The organism is Bordetella trematum, from assembly GCF_900078335.1.
Lineage (GTDB): Bacteria > Pseudomonadota > Gammaproteobacteria > Burkholderiales > Burkholderiaceae_B > Bordetella > Bordetella trematum.
Genome location: NZ_FKBR01000019.1, coordinates 67,117 through 84,316 on the forward strand (window position 1 = coordinate 67,117; position 17,200 = coordinate 84,316).

The following is a 17,200-nucleotide window of genomic DNA, read 5'->3' on the forward strand; positions in this document are numbered from 1 at the left end:
CCCCAGGAGACATAAGCATGAATAAACAGGCCGAGACCGCCGTCGTGCATTGCCAGCGTGAAGGTGATGTGCTGGTCGTCACGATAGATAATCCGCCGGTCAATGCACTGAGCCAGGCGGTGCGCGCCGGACTGTTGAGCGCCATTGAACAGGCCGAGCGCGATGGCACGGTGCGTGCCGTGCTGCTGCTGGGCGAGGGCCGCGCCTTCATCGCCGGGGCCGACATCCGCGAGTTCGGCAAACCGCCGCTGCCGCCGTCGTTGCCCGAGGTATGCAACCGCATCGAGGCCTGCAGCAAGCTGGTGGTGGCCGCCATTCATGGTCCGGCGCTGGGCGGCGGGCTGGAGGTGGCCATGTCGGCGCACTATCGCCTGGCGGTGGCATCGGCCCGCCTGGGCCTGCCTGAAGTGAATCTGGGCTTGCTGCCGGGAGCCGGCGGCACCCAGCGCGCACCACGCCTGATGGGGGTACGGGCCGCCGCCTCGCTGATGCTGGGCGGCCAGCCGCTGACGGCGGCCAAGGCGCGCGAGGCCGGCCTGGTGGACGTGCTGGCCGCGAGCGACGAGGTGCGCGCCGAAGGCCTGACCTACGTGCAGGAGCTGCTGGCGGCGGGCGCGCCATTGCGCCGTTGCCGGGATCTGGCGATCGCCGAACCGCAGCAGGCGCTGGCCTGGCTGGATACCCTGGCCGAAGAAACGGCGCGCAAGAGCCGTGGTCTGTTCTCACCCCTGAAAATCGTCGAATGCCTGCGTGCAGCAGTCGAGCTGCCGTTCGAGGACGGCCTGGCCGCTGAGCGCGCGCGCTTTCTGCAGTGTCTGGACAGCCCGCAGCGGGCGGGTCTGGTGCATGCTTTCTTCGCCGAACGCGAAACCGCCAAAATCCCCGAGGCGCGTCGCGCCCAGCCGCGCGCGCTGGAGCGTGTGGGGGTCGTCGGCGGCGGCACCATGGGCGCAGGCATCGCCGTGGCGCTGCTGGACGCGGGCCTGACGGTCACCCTGGTCGAGCGCGATGACGCCTCGCTGGCGCGAGGCCAGGCCAATGTCGAGAAGGTCTATGACCGCCTGATTGCCAAAGGGCGGATGGATGAGGCGCGCAAGGCGGCCATTCTGGCCCGCCTGAGCCTGTCGACCGATTATGGGGCGCTGGCCGAGGCCGATCTGGTGATCGAGGCAGTGTTCGAAGATCTTGACGTCAAGAAGTCGGTATTCCAGGCCCTGGATCGTCATTGCAAACCGGGTGCGGTGCTTGCCACCAACACCTCCTATCTGGACGTCGACGTCCTGGCCGATTCCATCTCCCGGCCCCAGGACGTGATCGGGCTGCACTTCTTCAGCCCGGCCAACATCATGCGTCTGCTGGAAGTGGTGGTGCCGGCCAAGGTGGCCGACGATGTGGTGGTCACTGCCTTCGAGCTGGCCCGCCGCATGAAGAAAACCCCGGTGCGCGCCGGCGTGTGCGATGGCTTCATCGGCAATCGCATGCTGGCCGTGTACAAGCAGGCCGCCGACTTCATGATCGAGGATGGCGCCAGCCCCTATGAAATCGACGCGGCGGTGCGCGGGTTCGGCTATCCGATGGGGCCGTTCCAGGTCACCGATCTGGCCGGCGGCGACATCGCCTGGGCCATGCGCAAGCGCCGCAGCGCCACGCGCGACCCGGACATCCGGTACGTCGAGGTGGCCGACCGCCTGTGCGAGCGCGGCTGGTTCGGGCAGAAGACCGGGCGCGGCTTCTATCTTTATCCGGAAGGCACGCGCAGCGGCCAGCCCGACCCCGAGGTGCTGGAGATCGTGCAGGCCGAGCGCGCCCGCAAGGGCGTCACGCCGCGCACCTTCACCCCCGAGGACATCATGCGCCGCTATATGGCGGCCATGGTCAATGAAGGGGCCCGGGTGCTGGCCGACGGCATCGCCTTGCGGCCGCTGGACATCGACGTGACGCTGGTGGCCGGCTATGGCTTTCCGCGCTGGCGCGGCGGGCCGATGAAATGGGCCGATCAGCAGGGGCTGGAGACGGTGCTGGCCGACATCCGCAGCTTTGCTGCCGAGGATCCCAAGTTCTGGACGCCGGCGCCCCTGCTCGAGAAGCTGGTGGCCGAAGGCCGCGATTTCGACAGTCTGAACCGTAGCGCCTGACCCGGCGCGATCCCGAAGGGGGCAAGCCTGCGGCGCATGGCGCCGGGCGGGCGGTCCTTCTTCGTCCCTTTCCTGGAGCCATCTTGCGTCAAGCCGTCATTGTTTCCACTGCCCGCACGCCGCTGGCGAAGTCGCATCGCGGGGAATTCAACATCACCCCCGGGCCCACGCTGGCCAGCTTTGCGGTGCGCGCCGCCGTCGAGCGTTCGGGTGTCGATCCGCAGCAGATCGAAGATCTGATCCTGGGCTGCGGCTTTCCGGAAGGCACGACCGGGCGCAATGTGGCGCGCCAGACCGTGGTCCGTTCGGAACTGCCCCTGTCGATTGGCGGCACGACCGTCAACCGTTACTGCGCCTCGGGGCTGCAGGCGCTGGCCTTCGCGGCATCGCGCATTGTGTGCGATGGCGCGCCGGCCATGATCGCCGGCGGAGTGGAAAGCATCTCGGCGCTGCGCAACCAGGGCGACAGTGGCCGCGATCCCTGGATCGTGGCCCACAAGCCGGCGCTTTATATGGAAATGATCGATACCGCCGACGTCGTGGCGCGTCGCTATGGCATCACGCGCGAGGCCCAGGACCGCTTTGCCCTGGAAAGCCAGCGCAAGACGGCGCAGGCCCAGGCGGCCGGGCGCTTTGATGAGGAGATCGTCAGCGTCACCACCGTGATGGCGGTGACCGACCGCCAGAGCGGCGCCGTGAGCGAGCGTGAAGTCACCATCAGCGCCGACGGCTGCAACCGCCCTGACACCCGTCTGGAGGGCTTGGCCGCGCTGACGCCGGTCAAGGGCGAGGGGGCGTTTGTGACGGCGGGCAATGCCTCGCAGCTCTCCGATGGCGCGAGCGCCAGCGTGCTGATGGAGGCGCGGCTGGCCGAGCGGCTCGGCTTGCAGCCTCTGGGCGCGCTGCGCGGTTTTGTCGTGGCGGGCTGCGAACCGGACGAGATGGGCATCGGGCCGGTGCTGGCCGTGCCCCGCCTGCTGCAGCGCCATGGGCTGACGGTCGAGGATATCGATCTGTGGGAATTGAACGAGGCTTTTGCCTCCCAGGCCCTGTATTGCCAGGAGCAGCTGGGCATACCGGATGAGCGCCTGAACGTCGACGGTGGCGCCATTTCGGTCGGCCATCCGTTCGGCATGACCGGTGCGCGCCTGGCCGGGCATCTGCTGCTCGAAGGGCGGCGTCGCAAGGCGCGTCTGGGCGTGGTGACGATGTGCGTGGGCGGTGGCATGGGCGCGGCCGCCTTGTTCGAGATTTTCTGAAGGAAGCAATCATGGAACTGCAATTCAGCCCCCAGGAACGGGCCTTCCGGGACGAAGTCCGCGCCTTTCTGCGCGACCGGCTGCCGGCTGATCTGGCGCACAAGGTGCGCGCCAACCTGCGCCTGGGCAAGGCCGATCTGGAGCGCTGGCACGCCATTCTCAACGAGCAGGGCTGGCTGGCCGGGCATTGGCCGCGCGCCTGGGGCGGCCCGGGCTGGGGGGCGATCGAGCAATTCATTTTCGAGCATGAGTGCGCACAGGCCGCCGCGCCGCGCATCCTGCCGTTCGGCGTCAGCATGCTGGGCCCGGTACTGATCCAGTATGGCAGTCAGGCGCAGAAGGCGCATTGGCTGCCGCGCATTCTCAATGGCCAGGACTGGTGGTGCCAGGGCTATTCCGAGCCGGGTTCGGGGTCCGATCTGGCTTCGCTCAAGACCACCGCCGTGCGCGAGGGCGACCACTATGTGGTCAATGGCCAGAAGACCTGGACCACCCTGGGCCAGCACGCCAACATGATCTTCTGCCTGGTGCGCACCAGCCGTGAAGGCAAGCCGCAGCAGGGCATCAGCTTTCTGCTGATCGACATGCAGACGCCCGGGGTGGAGGTGCGCCCCATCATCACGCTGGAAGGAGAGCATGAGGTCAACGAGGTGTTCTTCACCGATGTGAAAGTGCCGGTGGAGAACCTGGTTGGCGAGGAGAACAAGGGCTGGACCTATGCCAAGTATCTGTTGACCTACGAGCGCACCAACATCGCCGGCGTGGGCTATTCGATGGCGCATCTGGACAAGCTCAAGGCGGTGGCCGAACGCAGCCTGTGCAATGGCCGACCGCTGGCCGAGGATCCCCTGTTCGCTGCCCGCCTGGCGCGGGTGGAAATCGACCTGCAGAACATGGAGATCACCAATCTGCGCGTGCTGGCCAGCGTGGCCGCCGGTGGCGCGCCTGGCGTGGAAAGCTCCATGCTCAAGATCCGCGGTTCGGAAATCCGGCAGGAAATCCTCAGCCTCACCCGTCGCGCCATGGGGGTGTACGCGGCGCCGTTTCTGCCCGAGGCGCTGGAGGAAACGCCGGCCGAGCCCCTGGGCGATCCGGCGGCAGCGATGGCGGCGGCCCTGTACTTCAACAGCCGCAAGCTGTCGATCTTCGGCGGCTCCAATGAAATCCAGAAGAACATCATCGCCAAGATGATGCTTGGCCTGTAGGCCGCAGCCAGGCAATCCAAGTCAGGGAATACGACGATGAATTTCGAACATACCGAAGACCGCCGCATGCTGGCGGACAGCCTGAACCGCTTCCTGGCCGGGCAATATCCCATCGAGACGCGTCATGCCATCGCCTACGGCGCGCAGGGTCACAGCCGCGAGGCCTACCGGCAGCTGGCGGACCTGGGCGTGACCGGCGCGCTGTTTCCCGAAGCCGCAGGCGGGCTGGGCGGGCAGGGTTTTGACGTGAGCGTGATTTTCGAATGCCTGGGGCGGGGACTGTCGAGCGAGCCGGTGCTGGGGGCGCTGGTCGTCGGCCAGGCGCTGGTGCACAGCGGGGCGTCGGCCCATCAGCCGGTGCTGGAGGCCTTGATCGAGGGGCGAGCCGTGGCCGCGCTGGCACATGATGAGCCGGGCAGCCACTACGAGCTCAACCGCGTGGCGACCACGGCAGCTCGTGCGGGCGATGGCTGGGTGCTGGATGGCGCCAAGGCGGTCGTGGCCTTTGGCGACAGCGCCGACTGGCTGCTGGTGTCGGCCCGCAGCGAGGGCGAGCGCTGCGACGAACACGGCATCAGCCTGTTCCTGGTGCCGGGCGATGCCGCCGGGCTGGGAAAGCGCGCCTACGGCCGCATCGATGGTGGCTACGCGGCCGAGCTGACGTTCTCGAATGTGCGCCTGCCTGCCAGCGCCTTGCTGGGCGAGGCCGGCGGCGGCCTGTCGCTGTTGCGCCGGGTCTGCGGCTATGGCGTGCTGGCGCTGTGCGCCGAGGCGCTCGGCGCCATGGATGTGGTCAAGGACCATACGCTGGAGTATCTGCGCACCCGTCAGCAGTTCGGCGCGCCGATCGGGCGTTTCCAGGCCCTGCAGCATCGCATGGCGGATCTGTTGCTGGAGGTCGAGCAGGCGCGTTCGGCGGTGATCCGCGCCGCCGCGGCCATGGATGACGACGATGCCGACGCGCGCGAGCGGGCGTTGGCGGGGGCCAAGTACAGCATCGGGCGCATTGGCACCCGCGTGGCCGAGGAAAGCATCCAGCTGCACGGCGGCATCGGCATGACCTGGGAGCTGCCGCTGGCGCATTACGCCAAGCGACTGGTGATGATCGATCATCAGTTCGGCGATCAGGACCATCACTTGACGCGTTATATGCAGTTGGGGCGTGCCGCCGCCCGCCAGGAGCAGCCGGCATGAGCGAAGCCCTGCTGAGCCGCCGCGAGGGCGGCGTGCTGATCCTGTCGAACAATAACGTGGCTGCGCGCAATGCCCTGTCGCCGGCCTTCTACGCGGCGCTGACCGGATCCCTGCGTCAGGCCGCCACCGACCCGGCCGTCGGCGCCATCGTGCTGACGGGCGAGGGCGGTCATTTCTGCTCCGGCGGGGATCTGCGGCAACTGGCCGGACGGCGCGAACTGCCGCAGGCCGAGCGGCGTGAGCGCCTGGAGGCGTTGCACGACCTGATCCGCAGCCTGCGCGACTGCCCCAAGCCGGTGATCGCAGCGGTCGAGGGCGCAGCAGCCGGGGCCGGATTGTCGCTGGCGCTGGCCTGCGACATGCTGGTGGCTGCCCACGATGCCGTGTTTTCGGTGGCTTACGTCAAGGTGGGGCTGACGCCCGATGGCGGCGCCACGGCCTTTCTGGCCGAGTTTCTGTCGCGTCAGTTGCTGACCGAACTGTGCCTGAGCGGCGACCGCGTCAGCGGTGCGCGCATGGCAGAGCTGGGCGTGGTCAACCGCCTGACCGAGACGGGCCAGGCGCTGGCCGCGGCGACTACGCTGGCAGCCACGCTGGCCCAGGGGCCGGAGCTGGCCATGGCGCGCATCAAGGCCTTGTGCCGGCACGCGCCGCGCAACACCCTGGAAGAGCAGTTGGAGCTGGAGGCCCGCGACATGGTGCGTTCGCAGGAGACCGAAGAATCGCGCGAGGGCATCAGCGCATTTCTGGAAAAACGCCGCGCCGATTTCGGTCGGCTGCGTGGCAAGGAGGAGCGATGATGACCGAACAACGACAGCAAGCGCAGGAAGCGACCTTGGACTTCCCCCTGGAAGGGGTGCGCGTCCTGGACCTCTCCAGGGTGTTCGCCGGTCCGTTGTGCGGGCAGGTGCTGGCCGACTACGGCGCCGAGGTGGTGAAGGTCGAGCATCCCCAGCGTGGCGACGACACGCGCGACTGGGGCATCCGCATCGGCAAGACCGAGACCACCTACTACAACAGCATGAACCGCAACAAGCGGTCCATCACCCTGGATCTGCAGACGCCGGAAGGCATCCGCATCGTGCATGAGCTGGTGCCGCAGTTCGATGTGGTGATCCACAACTTCAAGCACGGTGGCGCCGAGAAACTCGGGCTGGGCTATGACGTCCTCAAGGCGATCAAGCCGGACCTGATCTATTGCGTGATCGCCGGTTACGGCAGCGATGGCCCCGAAGCCAAGCGCCCCGGCTACGACCTCGTGGTACAGGGCGAAAGCGGCTTGATGGCCATCAATGGCGAGGCCCATTCGCCGCCGCTGAAATTCGGCGTGGCGGTGGTCGACATGATGACCGGCATGGGCGCGGCGCAGGCGGTGCTGGCCGCCCTGTACGGTCGCAGCCGCAACGGGCGCGGACGCTTGATCGAGCTGGCGCTGTACGACAGCGGCATTTCGCTGACCGGCTACTACGGGCTGGATGCCTTGCAACTGGGGCATGATCCCGAGCGCTACGGCAATGCCCATCCGTCCATCGTGCCTTATGGCATGTACGAAGCCTCGGATGGCCCGCTGATCGTGGCCGTGGGCAACAACGCGCAGTTCGAGCGTTTCTGCCGCCAGGTCATCGAGCAGCCCCATATCGTCGAGGATCCGCGTTTCGCGACCAATGTGCAGCGCGCCCGCAACCGCTTGGAGCTGGTGCCCCTGGTGCGCGAGGCCATCGGCGCCTTGCCGCGCGAGCTGCTGCTGCAACGCATGACCGAGGCCGGCATTCCCTGCGGCCGCGTCGCGGGCCTGCACGAAGCCCTGACCTGCGAGCGTAGCCGGCGCAGCCGGCTGGTGCAGGACATGCCTCATCCGGTCGTGGGCAGCACACCGGTGTTCGCCCCGGCCGTGCGGCTGGATGGCGAACGCCTGCCTATCCGTCGCGCGCCGCCCACGCTGGGCGAGGGCACGCGCGAGCTACTGCAGCAACTGCTCGCCATGAGCGATGCCGAGTTGCTGGCGTTGCAACAAGCCGGCGTGCTCACGCTGCCGGACGGCCCACCCGAGGCCTGACCCCGACCTCGCCCGACAGGGCGGGGCCGTCGTATTTTTATTAGGAGACAACATGCGGCTTCCCATCACTTCGACCTTGCGCCATACGCGCCGCCAACTGCTGCTGGGCCTGGCAGCGGCTTCCCTGGTGGCGGGCCTGGCGCCGGTCCAGGCGGCCGAGTGGCCCGACAAGATGATCCGGCTGTTCGTACCGTTCCCGGCGGGCGGTCCGACCGACACTGCCTCGCGGCTGGTGGGCCAGGAACTGGGCGAACGCCTGAAGCAGACCATCGTCGTGGAGAACCGCCCGGGCGCATCCGGCACCATTGCGGCCACCCAGGTCGCCAACAGCGCGCCTGACGGCTATACCCTGATGACGCTGGCCACGCCCACCTTGCTGGCGCCGCACCTCTACCCCAGCGTGCGGTATGACACCTTGAAGGACTTCACGCCGGTGGCCACGGTGTATGACCTGCCCATCGTGGTGGTGGTCAATCCGGATCTGCTGCCCGAGGTGACCGACCTGGCCTCGCTCATCGCGCATGCCAAGGCCGCCAAGACGCCGCTGAACTACACCAGCTCCGGCGTGGGCAGCTTTGGTCACCTGAGCATGGAACTGCTCAAGCAGATGGGCGACTTCAAGATGCAGCACGTGCCCTACAAGGGCGGCGTGCCGGCGATCACCGATACCATCGGCGGGCAGGTGCCGGTGATGTATGCCGACCTGGTGGCGGCGCTGCCGCATGTGCAGGCGGGCAAACTGCGCGCCATCGCCATCGGCTCGCCCGAGCGCATCAAGGTGCTGCCGGAGGTGCCCACCATTGCCGAGCAGGGCTTCAAGGGCTACGACGCGGTGTCGTGGGGCGGTTTGCTGGCGCCGGCCGGCACGCCTGCGCCGGTGGTCGAACGCATTTCCGCCGAGATGAAGGACATCCTGGCCCAACCCGATATCCAGGAGAAACTGCTCAATGTGGGGGCCATCGCCCACTACGAAGACCCGGCCCAGATGGGCGAGCGCATCAAGCAGGATTACGAGCGTTGGGGCGCGTTGATCCGCGAGAAGGGGATCGCCACGCAGTAAGTCCGGGGCTCGCCCGGACCTGCCCTGGTCGCGCCGGCAGGCGCGGCCAGTGGCAAATCCACTGCCAGGGATGCGGACAATTAATTTGTCGGCGGCGCGGCAGGCTCGTAGGGTTACAGCTTTTGCACGACGCCGCCGGGAGGGCTGCGTCGCTCTGGAGGCCCCGATGAACGAGCGTATTTTCTTGAACGCAGTGGACGCGCAGGGCGCGCCGCTGCACATTGTGGTGCGCCAGGGGCGCATTGCCGCCCTGGCGCACGAGCGGCCGGCCTGTGCCGGCATCGAGACCGTCGATCTGGGTGGCCAGCTGGTATTGCCTGGACTGGTCGATGGCCATATCCACCTGGACAAGAGTTTCGTGGGCGGGCGCTGGCATCCGCACCAGCCGGCCGCGTCGCTGCGCGAGCGGCTGGCATTGGAAAAGCGTGAGCTGGCCGCCGCTGCGCCGATACTGGAACGTGCCGACGCGTTGCTGCGTCTGGCGGCGGGGTGGGGCACCATGGCGATGCGCAGCCATGTGGATGTCGACGCCACCACCCAGCTCACCCATCTGCATGCGGTCATGCGCGCCTGCGAGCGCTGGCGTGATCTGATCGATGTCGAGCTGGTTGCCTTTCCGCAGGCGGGGGTGATGTCCTGTCCCGGCACGGTGCAGTGGCTGGAGGCTGCCGTGCGGGAAGGCGCGCAAGTGGTGGGCGGCATCGATCCGGGCGCCCTCGATGGCGACCCCGATGGTCAGCTGGACGCAGTGTTCGGCATTGCCGATCGCCATGGCGCGAAGATCGACATCCACCTGCATGAGCCCGGCGAACAATGTGCCGAGCAGCTCACGCGCATCGCCACGCGCACGCGGGCCTTGGGCATGGCGGGGCGGGTGGCGGTCAGCCATGCCTATGGGTTGGGCGACCTGGATGAGGCGGCGCTGGCGCGTATGGCGGCGCGCTTGAGCGAGGCCGGCGTGGCGATCATGACCAACGCGCCGGGCCAGCGGGCCTTTCCGCCGGTCCTGGCGCTGCGCGAAGCGGGGGTGCTGGTCTTTACCGGCAACGACAACATCCAGGATGCCTGGTGGCCCTATGGCAATGGCGACATGCTGCAGCGGGCCATGCTGGTCGGCTATCGCAGCGGGTTCTATACCGATGAGGAGCTGAACGTGGCGCTGGAGATGGCCACGGTGTGCGCCGCCCGGGTCCTGGGGCTGGCTGGCTACGGCCTGCAGGTGGGCCACCGTGCCGACTTCATGGCGGTGCCGGCCGCGTGCGCGGCAGCGGCCGTGGCGGGCGTGCCCGCCGCACGCACCCTGGTGCGCGCAGGCCGGGTGTGGCATCCCCTGCGCGATGCGCCGGCCCCGGTCGGGCAGGAGCACCGGCGCTGAAAGAAAAGCCCGCCGCGCTGAGCAAGCGACGGCGGGCCGGGTCAGGCGTGCAGCGGTTTACTTGAGTTTGGCCTGGACTTTCTCGATGGCCTTCAGGGCGCAGGCTTCATCGAGGTGGCCGCCGGGCGCGCCGCCCACGCCGACCGCGCCGATGACGTCATCGCCGGCCTTGATGGGCACGCCGCCGCCCAGGAACAGAAAGCCGTCGATGGCGGCCATCTGGCTGGCGCCAGGGTTCTTCTGGATGTTCTCGGCCAGCGTGCTGGTGGGCGTGCGGGTCGAGGCCGAGGTGTAGGCCTTGCGCTGCGAAGCGCTGACCGTATGCGGCGTGGCCTTGTCGGCGCGCATCAGGGCGCGCAGCGTGCCGGCGCGATCCACCACGGCAGCGGTGACGTTGTAGCCTTCGGCCAGGCAGATCTGGACCGTTTGCTGGGCGATCTCCGAGGCGATGTCCAGCGGCAGATTTTTCTCCTGCAGCACCTGGGCCGAAGCCAGGGGGGCGGCGGAGAGGGCGAGCAGGGCGAACAGGGCAGGACGGAAAACCATGGTGACTCCTGGAATGATCGTTGACTGAATCCCGGGCCGGGGATGGCCGGGAGGGGACTTCAGGTCTAGCCTGAACTGATGATATCGATGCCCGTGGCGATGGAACAATTAATTTCCTGGATGCCTGGAAGTGCCAAATCGGATACTCCAGGCGCTAGGGGTTTTCTTCGTCGAGCAGCGCCACCAGCAGCTCGGCGGCGAGCCGGATGAGCGCGTTGCTGTCTGGCCGGTGCAGCAGGGCGATTTCAAAGGTGGTCAGGGGCGCAAAGCCTTGCGCGGCGTCGAGCACGCGGTGCGCGGGGGTGGCGGCGCGGGCGGGCAGCAGGCTCATGCCCAGGCCGCTGGCCACGGCCTGCAGGATGCCGGCCAGCCCCGAACTGGTGAAGCTGATGCGCCAGTTGCGCCCCATGGCCTCGATGGCGTTGATCATGTCGTCGCGGTAGAGGCCGCGGGGCGGGAAGGTCACCAGCGGCACCGGATCCTGCTCGAAGCTGGGGTGGGCCGCGCTGTCCAGCCAGACCAGCGTCTCGGGACGGCAGAACGTCGCTTCACGGCTGTGGCGGCGCTGCTTGATGAGCACCAGTTCCAGTTCTCCGCGGTCATAGCTGGCGGCCAGGTCGCGGCTCAGGCCGCTGGTGATCTCCAGCTTGGCTTGCGGGTGGGCGCGGCTGAACGCGGCCAGGGCGGCCATGGTGCGGCCGGTGACGAAGTCATCCGGCAGCCCCAGGCGCAGCGTGACGCTGGCGCTACCCGAGAGGGCGTCATTCAGCTGTTCGCTGATGGCCAGCAGGTGGCGCGCATAGCCGAGCAGGGTTTCTCCCGCATCGGTGGGATGGATCTCGCGGTGGCCGCGTTCCAGCAACCGATGGCCGACGACCTCCTCCAGCCGGCGCACCTTCTGGCTGACCGTCGACTGGGTGGAGTGCAGGCGCGTGGCCGCCGCCGTGAAGCTGCCGCAGTCGACCACCATCACGATGGCGCGCAGCAGGTCCAGGTCGAGCGGGGGCCTATTCGGTTTGCCACTGTGGTTCATGTGAATATTTAACTTATGAATATCTCCCGCGACTTTTATCATTCCCGGCAGGGCGTCGCAATCGGCTGCCCCGATAGTTCGAACAATGTATTGAAAAAGGAGGGCCGTGCCTTGCTGATGGAACGTATCGCCATTTTTCTGGGAGGCATGATCGCCATGGTGTCGTCATGGATGGCAAGCGCCGCAGGCGGCGAGCTGGAGCAGCAATTGCGGCGGGCCGCCGAGCGTGGCGACGTCGTGCAACTGCAGGCGGCGCTGGCCGCCGGCGCGCAGATCGAGGCGCGCGATGCGGCCGGGGCCACGCCCTTGCTGATCGCAACCCACGCCAACCAGATTGCGGCGGCCAAAGCGCTGATCGAGGCGGGGGCCGACGTGAACGCCAAGGACCGCATCGATGACAGTCCCTACCTGTACGCCGGCGCGCGCGGCCTGAACGAGATACTGCGGCTGACCCTGGCGCATGGCGCCGATCTCAAGAGCACCAACCGCTATGGCGGCACGGCTCTCATTCCGGCTGCCGAGCGTGGCCACGTGGAGACGGTCAGGACGCTGATCGAGGCCGGCGTGGCGCCTGACCATGTCAACCGCCTGGGCTGGACCGCCCTGCTGGAGGCCATCATCCTGGGCGATGGCGGTCCCAGCCATGAAGCCATCGTGGCTGCGCTGCTGGCGGCGGGCGCCGATCCGGAACTGGCCGACGGCCAGGGGGTCACGCCCTTGCAGCATGCCCGTCAGCGCGGCTACGCCGGCATGGCCAGGCAGCTGGAGCAGGCCGGCGCGCGACGCTGAGACCGACAGAAAATCCGCCACGCCCGACGTGGTCCCGGCCTGCGCTGTGGCGCAGGCTTTTTTTCGCCATGTCCTCGGTGGATGCGGCTGCCGCAGCCTGCCGGAACGGCAGGGTTTCCGTTTAATGGAAATGTAACTCACTGATTTTTAATGGGTTTTCTCATCGTTAACCCTGTGGCTGCAATTTCTGTCTACAAAGATAATTTGTCCATCAAACAGAAAAATCTTTCCGTTTAATGGAAATCATGAAAAAAGACGCAGCCAAAGACGTCGCGGTAGGTTCGCTGGAGCGAGGCATTCTGATCCTGCAGGCGCTGCAGGAAGCGACCGGCCCGCTGACCCTGATGGAGCTATGCGGTCAGCTTGATCTCAAGCCCAGTTCGGCCCACCGCCTGCTGGCCTCGCTGATCGCCCTGGGCTATGTGGTTCGCGAACCGGCGGGCAAGCGCTACCTGCCGGCGCCGCAGAGCCTGGCCCCGCTGAATCTTCAACATCCGATCACGATGGTGCGGCTGGCCTGCCGCAGCGCGCTGGAAGCATTGCGCGAAGAAACCGGAGAGACGTCCTCGTTGGTGCTGTTCGTGGGTTACGAGCGGCTGGTGCTGGATTTCGTGATCGGCCAGCGCATGCTGGCGCCGTACTACCAGGCCTGGCTGCGCAGCCCGCTGCACGGCTCGGCCTCCGGCAAGCTGCTGCTGGCGGCCATGGAGGAGGCGCATTGGCCGGCCATGCTGGGCGCCGAGCCCTATCCCACGCCGACGCCCTACACCTTGTCGAACCTGCCGGCGCTGCGCCAGGAGATCCAGGCGGTGCGCGCGGATCAGTTCGCGATTTCCAAGGATGAGGCCTACGAAGGCGTCTCCGCATTTGGCCGCAGTTTCATTGTCGAAGGCAAGGCCCTGGGCTGCGTCACCCTGACCGTCGAGTCGGCTTCGTTGTCGCCGGCGCGCGAACAGATGCTGCTGGAGCGCCTGCAGCGCTGTGTGGTCAGCGTGGGCGCGGCGGCGTCGGCCCTGCGTCAGCTCAGGCGCTGGCTTTTCTGACGACCCGATTCATCGTCTTTTCATTTCTGAACGAGGAAATACCCATGTCTCGATCCGCCGGGCAGTGGTGCGCTCGTCCCGATCTTCCGGGAGACCACTATGTCGATGCCAACATCTATACCTCCCAGGAGATCTTTGACCAGGAACTGCGCGATATCTTTGCCAAGACCTGGAAGTTCGCCTGCCACGAAAGCGAGATTCCTGCGCCCGGGGACTATCGCGCCTTGAACCATGCCGGCATTCCCATCTTCGTGATCCGGGGCGACGACGGCAGCGTGCGCGCCTTCTACAACGCCTGTCCGCACCGTGGCGCCAAGCTCGTGACCGAGGTGCGCGGCAACGCGCGACGCCTGACCTGTTTCTTCCACCTCTGGTCTTTCGATGACCGGGGGCAGTGCATCGAGATCACGCGTGCCGAGGGCTATGAACAGGCCGGCGTGTGCAAGAGCGCAAACGGCTTGCGGCGGGTGCGCTGCCACGAGAAGTTCGGCCTGATCTTCATCAACCTGGACGATGATGCACCCGACTTTGACACCGACGTGGGCGACGTGATGGATTGCCTGGAAGACGTCATGGCGGTCAAGCCGCTGGAGGTCTTCCACTATCACGAGGTGTTGATGCAGGCCAACTGGAAACAGTGGCACGAAACCAATATGGAGCTCTACCACGAGTGGGGCCATGTGGTGAACCGATCGACGGCCATCATGGCCGACGGCTATCACGACCGGCGCTGGATCATCCATCCCAACGGGCACGGCACGCTGGATCCGATGACGGTCTCCTATGACAACTACAAAGGCTGGGAAAGCCGCGACGAATGCCTGCTGCCCGGCCTGCGCCCTGGCGAGCTGCGCCTGGTGGATCTCTTTCCCAATACCACCATCCTGGTGCGCGCCACGGCCATCCGCATCGACACCACCATTCCGATTGCGCCCGGCGTGACGCTGCTCGAGCAGCGCGGCCTGGGCGTGCTGGGCGAGTCCGAGCATGATCGCGCGCTGCGGGTGCGGCATCACAACGAGATCTGGGGGCCGCTGGGTCGCAACCTGGCCGAGGACGTGGTGTTCGTGGAGGCAGTGTCCGAGACGCACCGGCGCGGCGCATCGCGCTGGGGCCAGTTCGCGCGGCATGAAAACCTGCGCGCCCAGGATGACGAGATCATGCGCGCCTACTACCGGGTATGGGGCCGCCACATGCAACGCGAGGCCAGCAACCCCCTGGCGGGCCAGACCTTGGAGGAGAACGCAAAATGAACGACGCGACGCTGCGTATCAACGACTTTCTGTACGACCTGTCGGAGTTTCTCGACCAGGAGTCGTACCCGGATTTCCTGGGCTGCTGCCACGAGGGTTTTCGCTACTGCGTGCGGGCCTACAGCCCGGAGCTGGGCAAGGACATGGTGTGGCTGGATCATGACAAGGCCAGCATGGCCAACATGACCGGGATGGTCGCCCAGCACGTGCGCATGGGCGGCACGTTCACGCGCCAGGTCGGGCCTGCCCGGCTGCGCGAACTGGGCCCGGGCGAGTATGAAGCCCGAGCCAAGTTCGTGGTGACCCACACTGACCCCGCCGGCCGCAGCGTGCTGTTTGCCTGCGGCACCTACCGTGATGTGCTCGCCGATGGCGAGCGGCTGCTGCTCAAGCAACGCGATGTGCGCCTGCAGACCCGCTCGCTGGGCGCCGGCATCCACGTTCCCCTCTGAAAACGGGGCCGCGCGCCCGCTCGTCAAATAGGTGACTCTCATGTCTGAACGCTACATTGAATCGCGCCGGCGCCTGCTGCTGGCCACCGCCGGCGGGGCCACGATGGCCGCGCTGCCCACGCGCCTGCTGGCAAGCGGCAAGCCGGCCCGGTCGGCGAAGTATCGCTTCCGGTTCGGCAGCATCTATACCCCTGCGGCAGCCGAATACACGGCGCCGGGCATCTATGACTTCGTGAACCGCGTCCAGGAGAAATCGGATGGCGAAATCGCCATCCAGCTTATCGACAAGGCGCAGACCTGTTCGGAAGATCAGTGCGCCGACCGGGTCATGAACAGCGTCCTGGATATGGGCTCGTCCACCTTCCAGAACGCGGGTTCGGTGATGCCCTACTCGATGGCGATGGACTGGCCGTTCTTGTGGGAAAACCGCGCGGCGTATCACAACTTCCTGTTCAGCGCGGACTCCAACCGCCTGTACCGGGACATCCTGCGCAGCAAGTACGGCATCGTGCCGTTGTACGGCAGCGGCGGCATGCGCAACATCATGATGGGTCGCAAGTATGCCGACGAGCCCGACATGAATTCTCCCGAGCGCCTGCGTGGCGCCAAGATCCGCATTACCAACAGCACCATGATCAGCAACTTTGCCAAGAGCATGCAGATGATGCCGGTGCCGCTGGCCTGGGGCGAGTTGCTGGAGGGGCTGAAGTCGGGCCTGGTCGATGCGGCCGAGACCTATCCCAGCGCGGCCGCCGGCTTCGGCATGTACACGGTGCTGTCGCAGGACGTGCAGGTCGAGTTCTGCCCCGGCTTTTCGATGATCTTCATGTCCACGCGTGCGCTCGACAAGCTGCCGGCGCGGCTGCAGGAGGTGGTGTTCGAGTCGGCCTGGGAAACCATGCGCCAGGCCTATGAGGATGCTTCCGTGGCCGAGTCCACGCTGGTGGGCAATGGCCCGGATCCGTCGCCGGAGTCGGCCTATGTGCGCGGCGGGCTGCGTCAGGTGCGCCTGGATGCCGCGCAGCGACAGGCGTTTCAGCAGATGGGCCGGGTCGAGAACAACCCCGAGCTCTACGCCGATGTGCGCAAACGGCTGGACGCCATCGCGGGCCTGGACGTCTATGGCGCCTTCCAGGAAAGTGCCGCGCGCATGCGCACCGATGGCTTGCAGGCCGACAAATGGTGGGCCTGACGGCCGGCACGAACGCAGCGCCGCGCGGCGCTGCGTGAAGGCTTCGGGGGAGACAAACAGTGAAAATCAGAAAAACGGGAGCGGTGCTGGGCCGGTGCATGGACAAGGTGGAAAACACCGTGATCCTCACCAGCTACGTCACCCTGATCGCGCTGGTGGGCGTGGAGACATTGCGCCGTGCCTTGTTCCAGCAGCAGGCCACCTGGGGGCCGGAGGTGGCCATGTACGCCTTCATCTGGCTGTCCTGGTTCGCCATGGCCAAGCATTGTCGCTATGGCACGAACCTGGCCTTTCTGCAGTTTCGCGAGGCCATGCCGGCCTGGGGGCGGCGCACGCTGGAAGTGATGGACATGACGCTGTGGCTGACCATCGGCGGCGTGATCCTCTACACCACCAGCGCCATCATCGAGCGCAACCTGGCCAGCGAACAGACGATCTTCGGGACCTCGATCCCGCTGGCCTGGGCCAACCTGGCGGTGCCGCTGGGCTGGGGCTTTTCCATGGTGCGCATCGCGCAGCGGCTGTTCCTGGTGCTGTTCGACTGGGATCAGCTCGAAGAAGAACGCCGTAACCAGGCTGCGCCGGCGGCCTGAGCCGCCAAGGCGACG

The 17,200-nt window shown here is 66.8% G+C and carries 16 protein-coding genes; 14 read left to right on the forward strand and 2 right to left on the reverse strand.

Going from position 1 to position 17,200, the window contains the following annotated elements; genetic code table 11:
• Window positions 1-17: 17 nt before the first annotated feature.
• From A7V84_RS09055 to A7V84_RS09090, 8 genes are all read left to right on the forward strand, one after another.
• Window positions 18-2,135 carry a 3-hydroxyacyl-CoA dehydrogenase NAD-binding domain-containing protein gene (locus A7V84_RS09055; RefSeq protein WP_025513182.1) on the forward strand — a complete coding sequence of 706 codons (2,118 nt, stop codon included), beginning with the start codon at window positions 18-20 and terminating at the stop codon, window positions 2,133-2,135.
• An 83-nt stretch (window positions 2,136-2,218) separates the two neighbouring features.
• Window positions 2,219-3,394: an acetyl-CoA C-acyltransferase gene (locus tag A7V84_RS09060; RefSeq protein WP_033535531.1), complete on the forward strand. Its 1,176-nt coding sequence runs from the start codon at window positions 2,219-2,221 to the stop codon at window positions 3,392-3,394.
• A gap of 11 nt (window positions 3,395-3,405) precedes the next feature.
• Complete coding sequence (locus A7V84_RS09065) at window positions 3,406-4,599, forward strand: acyl-CoA dehydrogenase family protein (RefSeq protein ID WP_025513180.1); 1,194 nt, start codon at window positions 3,406-3,408, stop codon at window positions 4,597-4,599.
• Between the two features lie 36 nt (window positions 4,600-4,635).
• Entirely contained in the window at window positions 4,636-5,793 is a 1,158-nt protein-coding gene (locus tag A7V84_RS09070; RefSeq protein ID WP_063491789.1) for an acyl-CoA dehydrogenase family protein, read from the forward strand.
• Window positions 5,790-6,593 (forward strand): oxepin-CoA hydrolase, alternative type, encoded by an 804-nt coding sequence (locus tag A7V84_RS09075; RefSeq protein ID WP_033535530.1) that lies wholly within the window; start codon window positions 5,790-5,792, stop codon window positions 6,591-6,593. The genes A7V84_RS09070 and A7V84_RS09075 overlap by 4 nt, the downstream gene beginning before the upstream one ends.
• On the forward strand, window positions 6,590-7,849 hold the full coding sequence (locus A7V84_RS09080) for a CaiB/BaiF CoA transferase family protein (RefSeq protein WP_025513177.1): 1,260 nt from the start codon (window positions 6,590-6,592) through the stop codon (window positions 7,847-7,849). The genes A7V84_RS09075 and A7V84_RS09080 overlap by 4 nt, the downstream gene beginning before the upstream one ends.
• A 52-nt stretch (window positions 7,850-7,901) precedes the next feature.
• Complete coding sequence (locus A7V84_RS09085; RefSeq protein WP_025513176.1) at window positions 7,902-8,909, forward strand: Bug family tripartite tricarboxylate transporter substrate binding protein; 1,008 nt, start codon at window positions 7,902-7,904, stop codon at window positions 8,907-8,909.
• A gap of 166 nt (window positions 8,910-9,075) precedes the next feature.
• Complete coding sequence (locus A7V84_RS09090; protein WP_025513175.1) at window positions 9,076-10,284, forward strand: amidohydrolase family protein; 1,209 nt, start codon at window positions 9,076-9,078, stop codon at window positions 10,282-10,284.
• A gap of 57 nt (window positions 10,285-10,341) precedes the next feature.
• Here the strand turns inward: A7V84_RS09090 and A7V84_RS09095 are convergent, their stop codons facing one another.
• Both A7V84_RS09095 and A7V84_RS09100 read right to left on the reverse strand, forming a co-directional pair.
• Entirely contained in the window at window positions 10,342-10,830 is a 489-nt protein-coding gene (locus tag A7V84_RS09095; protein ID WP_033535529.1) for a GlcG/HbpS family heme-binding protein, read from the reverse strand.
• A 154-nt stretch (window positions 10,831-10,984) separates the two neighbouring features.
• Entirely contained in the window at window positions 10,985-11,863 is an 879-nt protein-coding gene (locus A7V84_RS09100; RefSeq protein ID WP_025513173.1) for a LysR family transcriptional regulator, read from the reverse strand.
• Between the two features lie 117 nt (window positions 11,864-11,980).
• Between A7V84_RS09100 and A7V84_RS09105 the strand changes: the two genes are divergently transcribed.
• From A7V84_RS09105 to A7V84_RS20660, 6 genes are all read left to right on the forward strand, one after another.
• Window positions 11,981-12,652 (forward strand): ankyrin repeat domain-containing protein, encoded by a 672-nt coding sequence (locus tag A7V84_RS09105; protein ID WP_033535625.1) that lies wholly within the window; start codon window positions 11,981-11,983, stop codon window positions 12,650-12,652.
• 245 nt (window positions 12,653-12,897) lie between these two features.
• The gene (locus tag A7V84_RS09110; protein WP_025513171.1) at window positions 12,898-13,695 is read left to right on the forward strand and encodes an IclR family transcriptional regulator; all 798 of its coding nucleotides are present in this window, start codon (window positions 12,898-12,900) and stop codon (window positions 13,693-13,695) included.
• 44 nt (window positions 13,696-13,739) lie between these two features.
• Window positions 13,740-14,948, forward strand: a complete 1,209-nt coding sequence (locus A7V84_RS09115) for an aromatic ring-hydroxylating oxygenase subunit alpha (protein ID WP_025513170.1) — start codon at window positions 13,740-13,742, stop codon at window positions 14,946-14,948.
• Complete coding sequence (locus A7V84_RS09120; RefSeq protein ID WP_063491790.1) at window positions 14,945-15,400, forward strand: nuclear transport factor 2 family protein; 456 nt, start codon at window positions 14,945-14,947, stop codon at window positions 15,398-15,400. Before A7V84_RS09115 ends, A7V84_RS09120 begins: the two co-directional genes overlap by 4 nt.
• A gap of 40 nt (window positions 15,401-15,440) precedes the next feature.
• Complete coding sequence (locus A7V84_RS09125) at window positions 15,441-16,592, forward strand: TRAP transporter substrate-binding protein (protein WP_025513168.1); 1,152 nt, start codon at window positions 15,441-15,443, stop codon at window positions 16,590-16,592.
• Between the two features lie 59 nt (window positions 16,593-16,651).
• The gene (locus A7V84_RS20660; RefSeq protein ID WP_231886799.1) at window positions 16,652-17,185 is read left to right on the forward strand and encodes a TRAP transporter small permease; all 534 of its coding nucleotides are present in this window, start codon (window positions 16,652-16,654) and stop codon (window positions 17,183-17,185) included.
• Window positions 17,186-17,200: the final 15 nt, after the last annotated feature.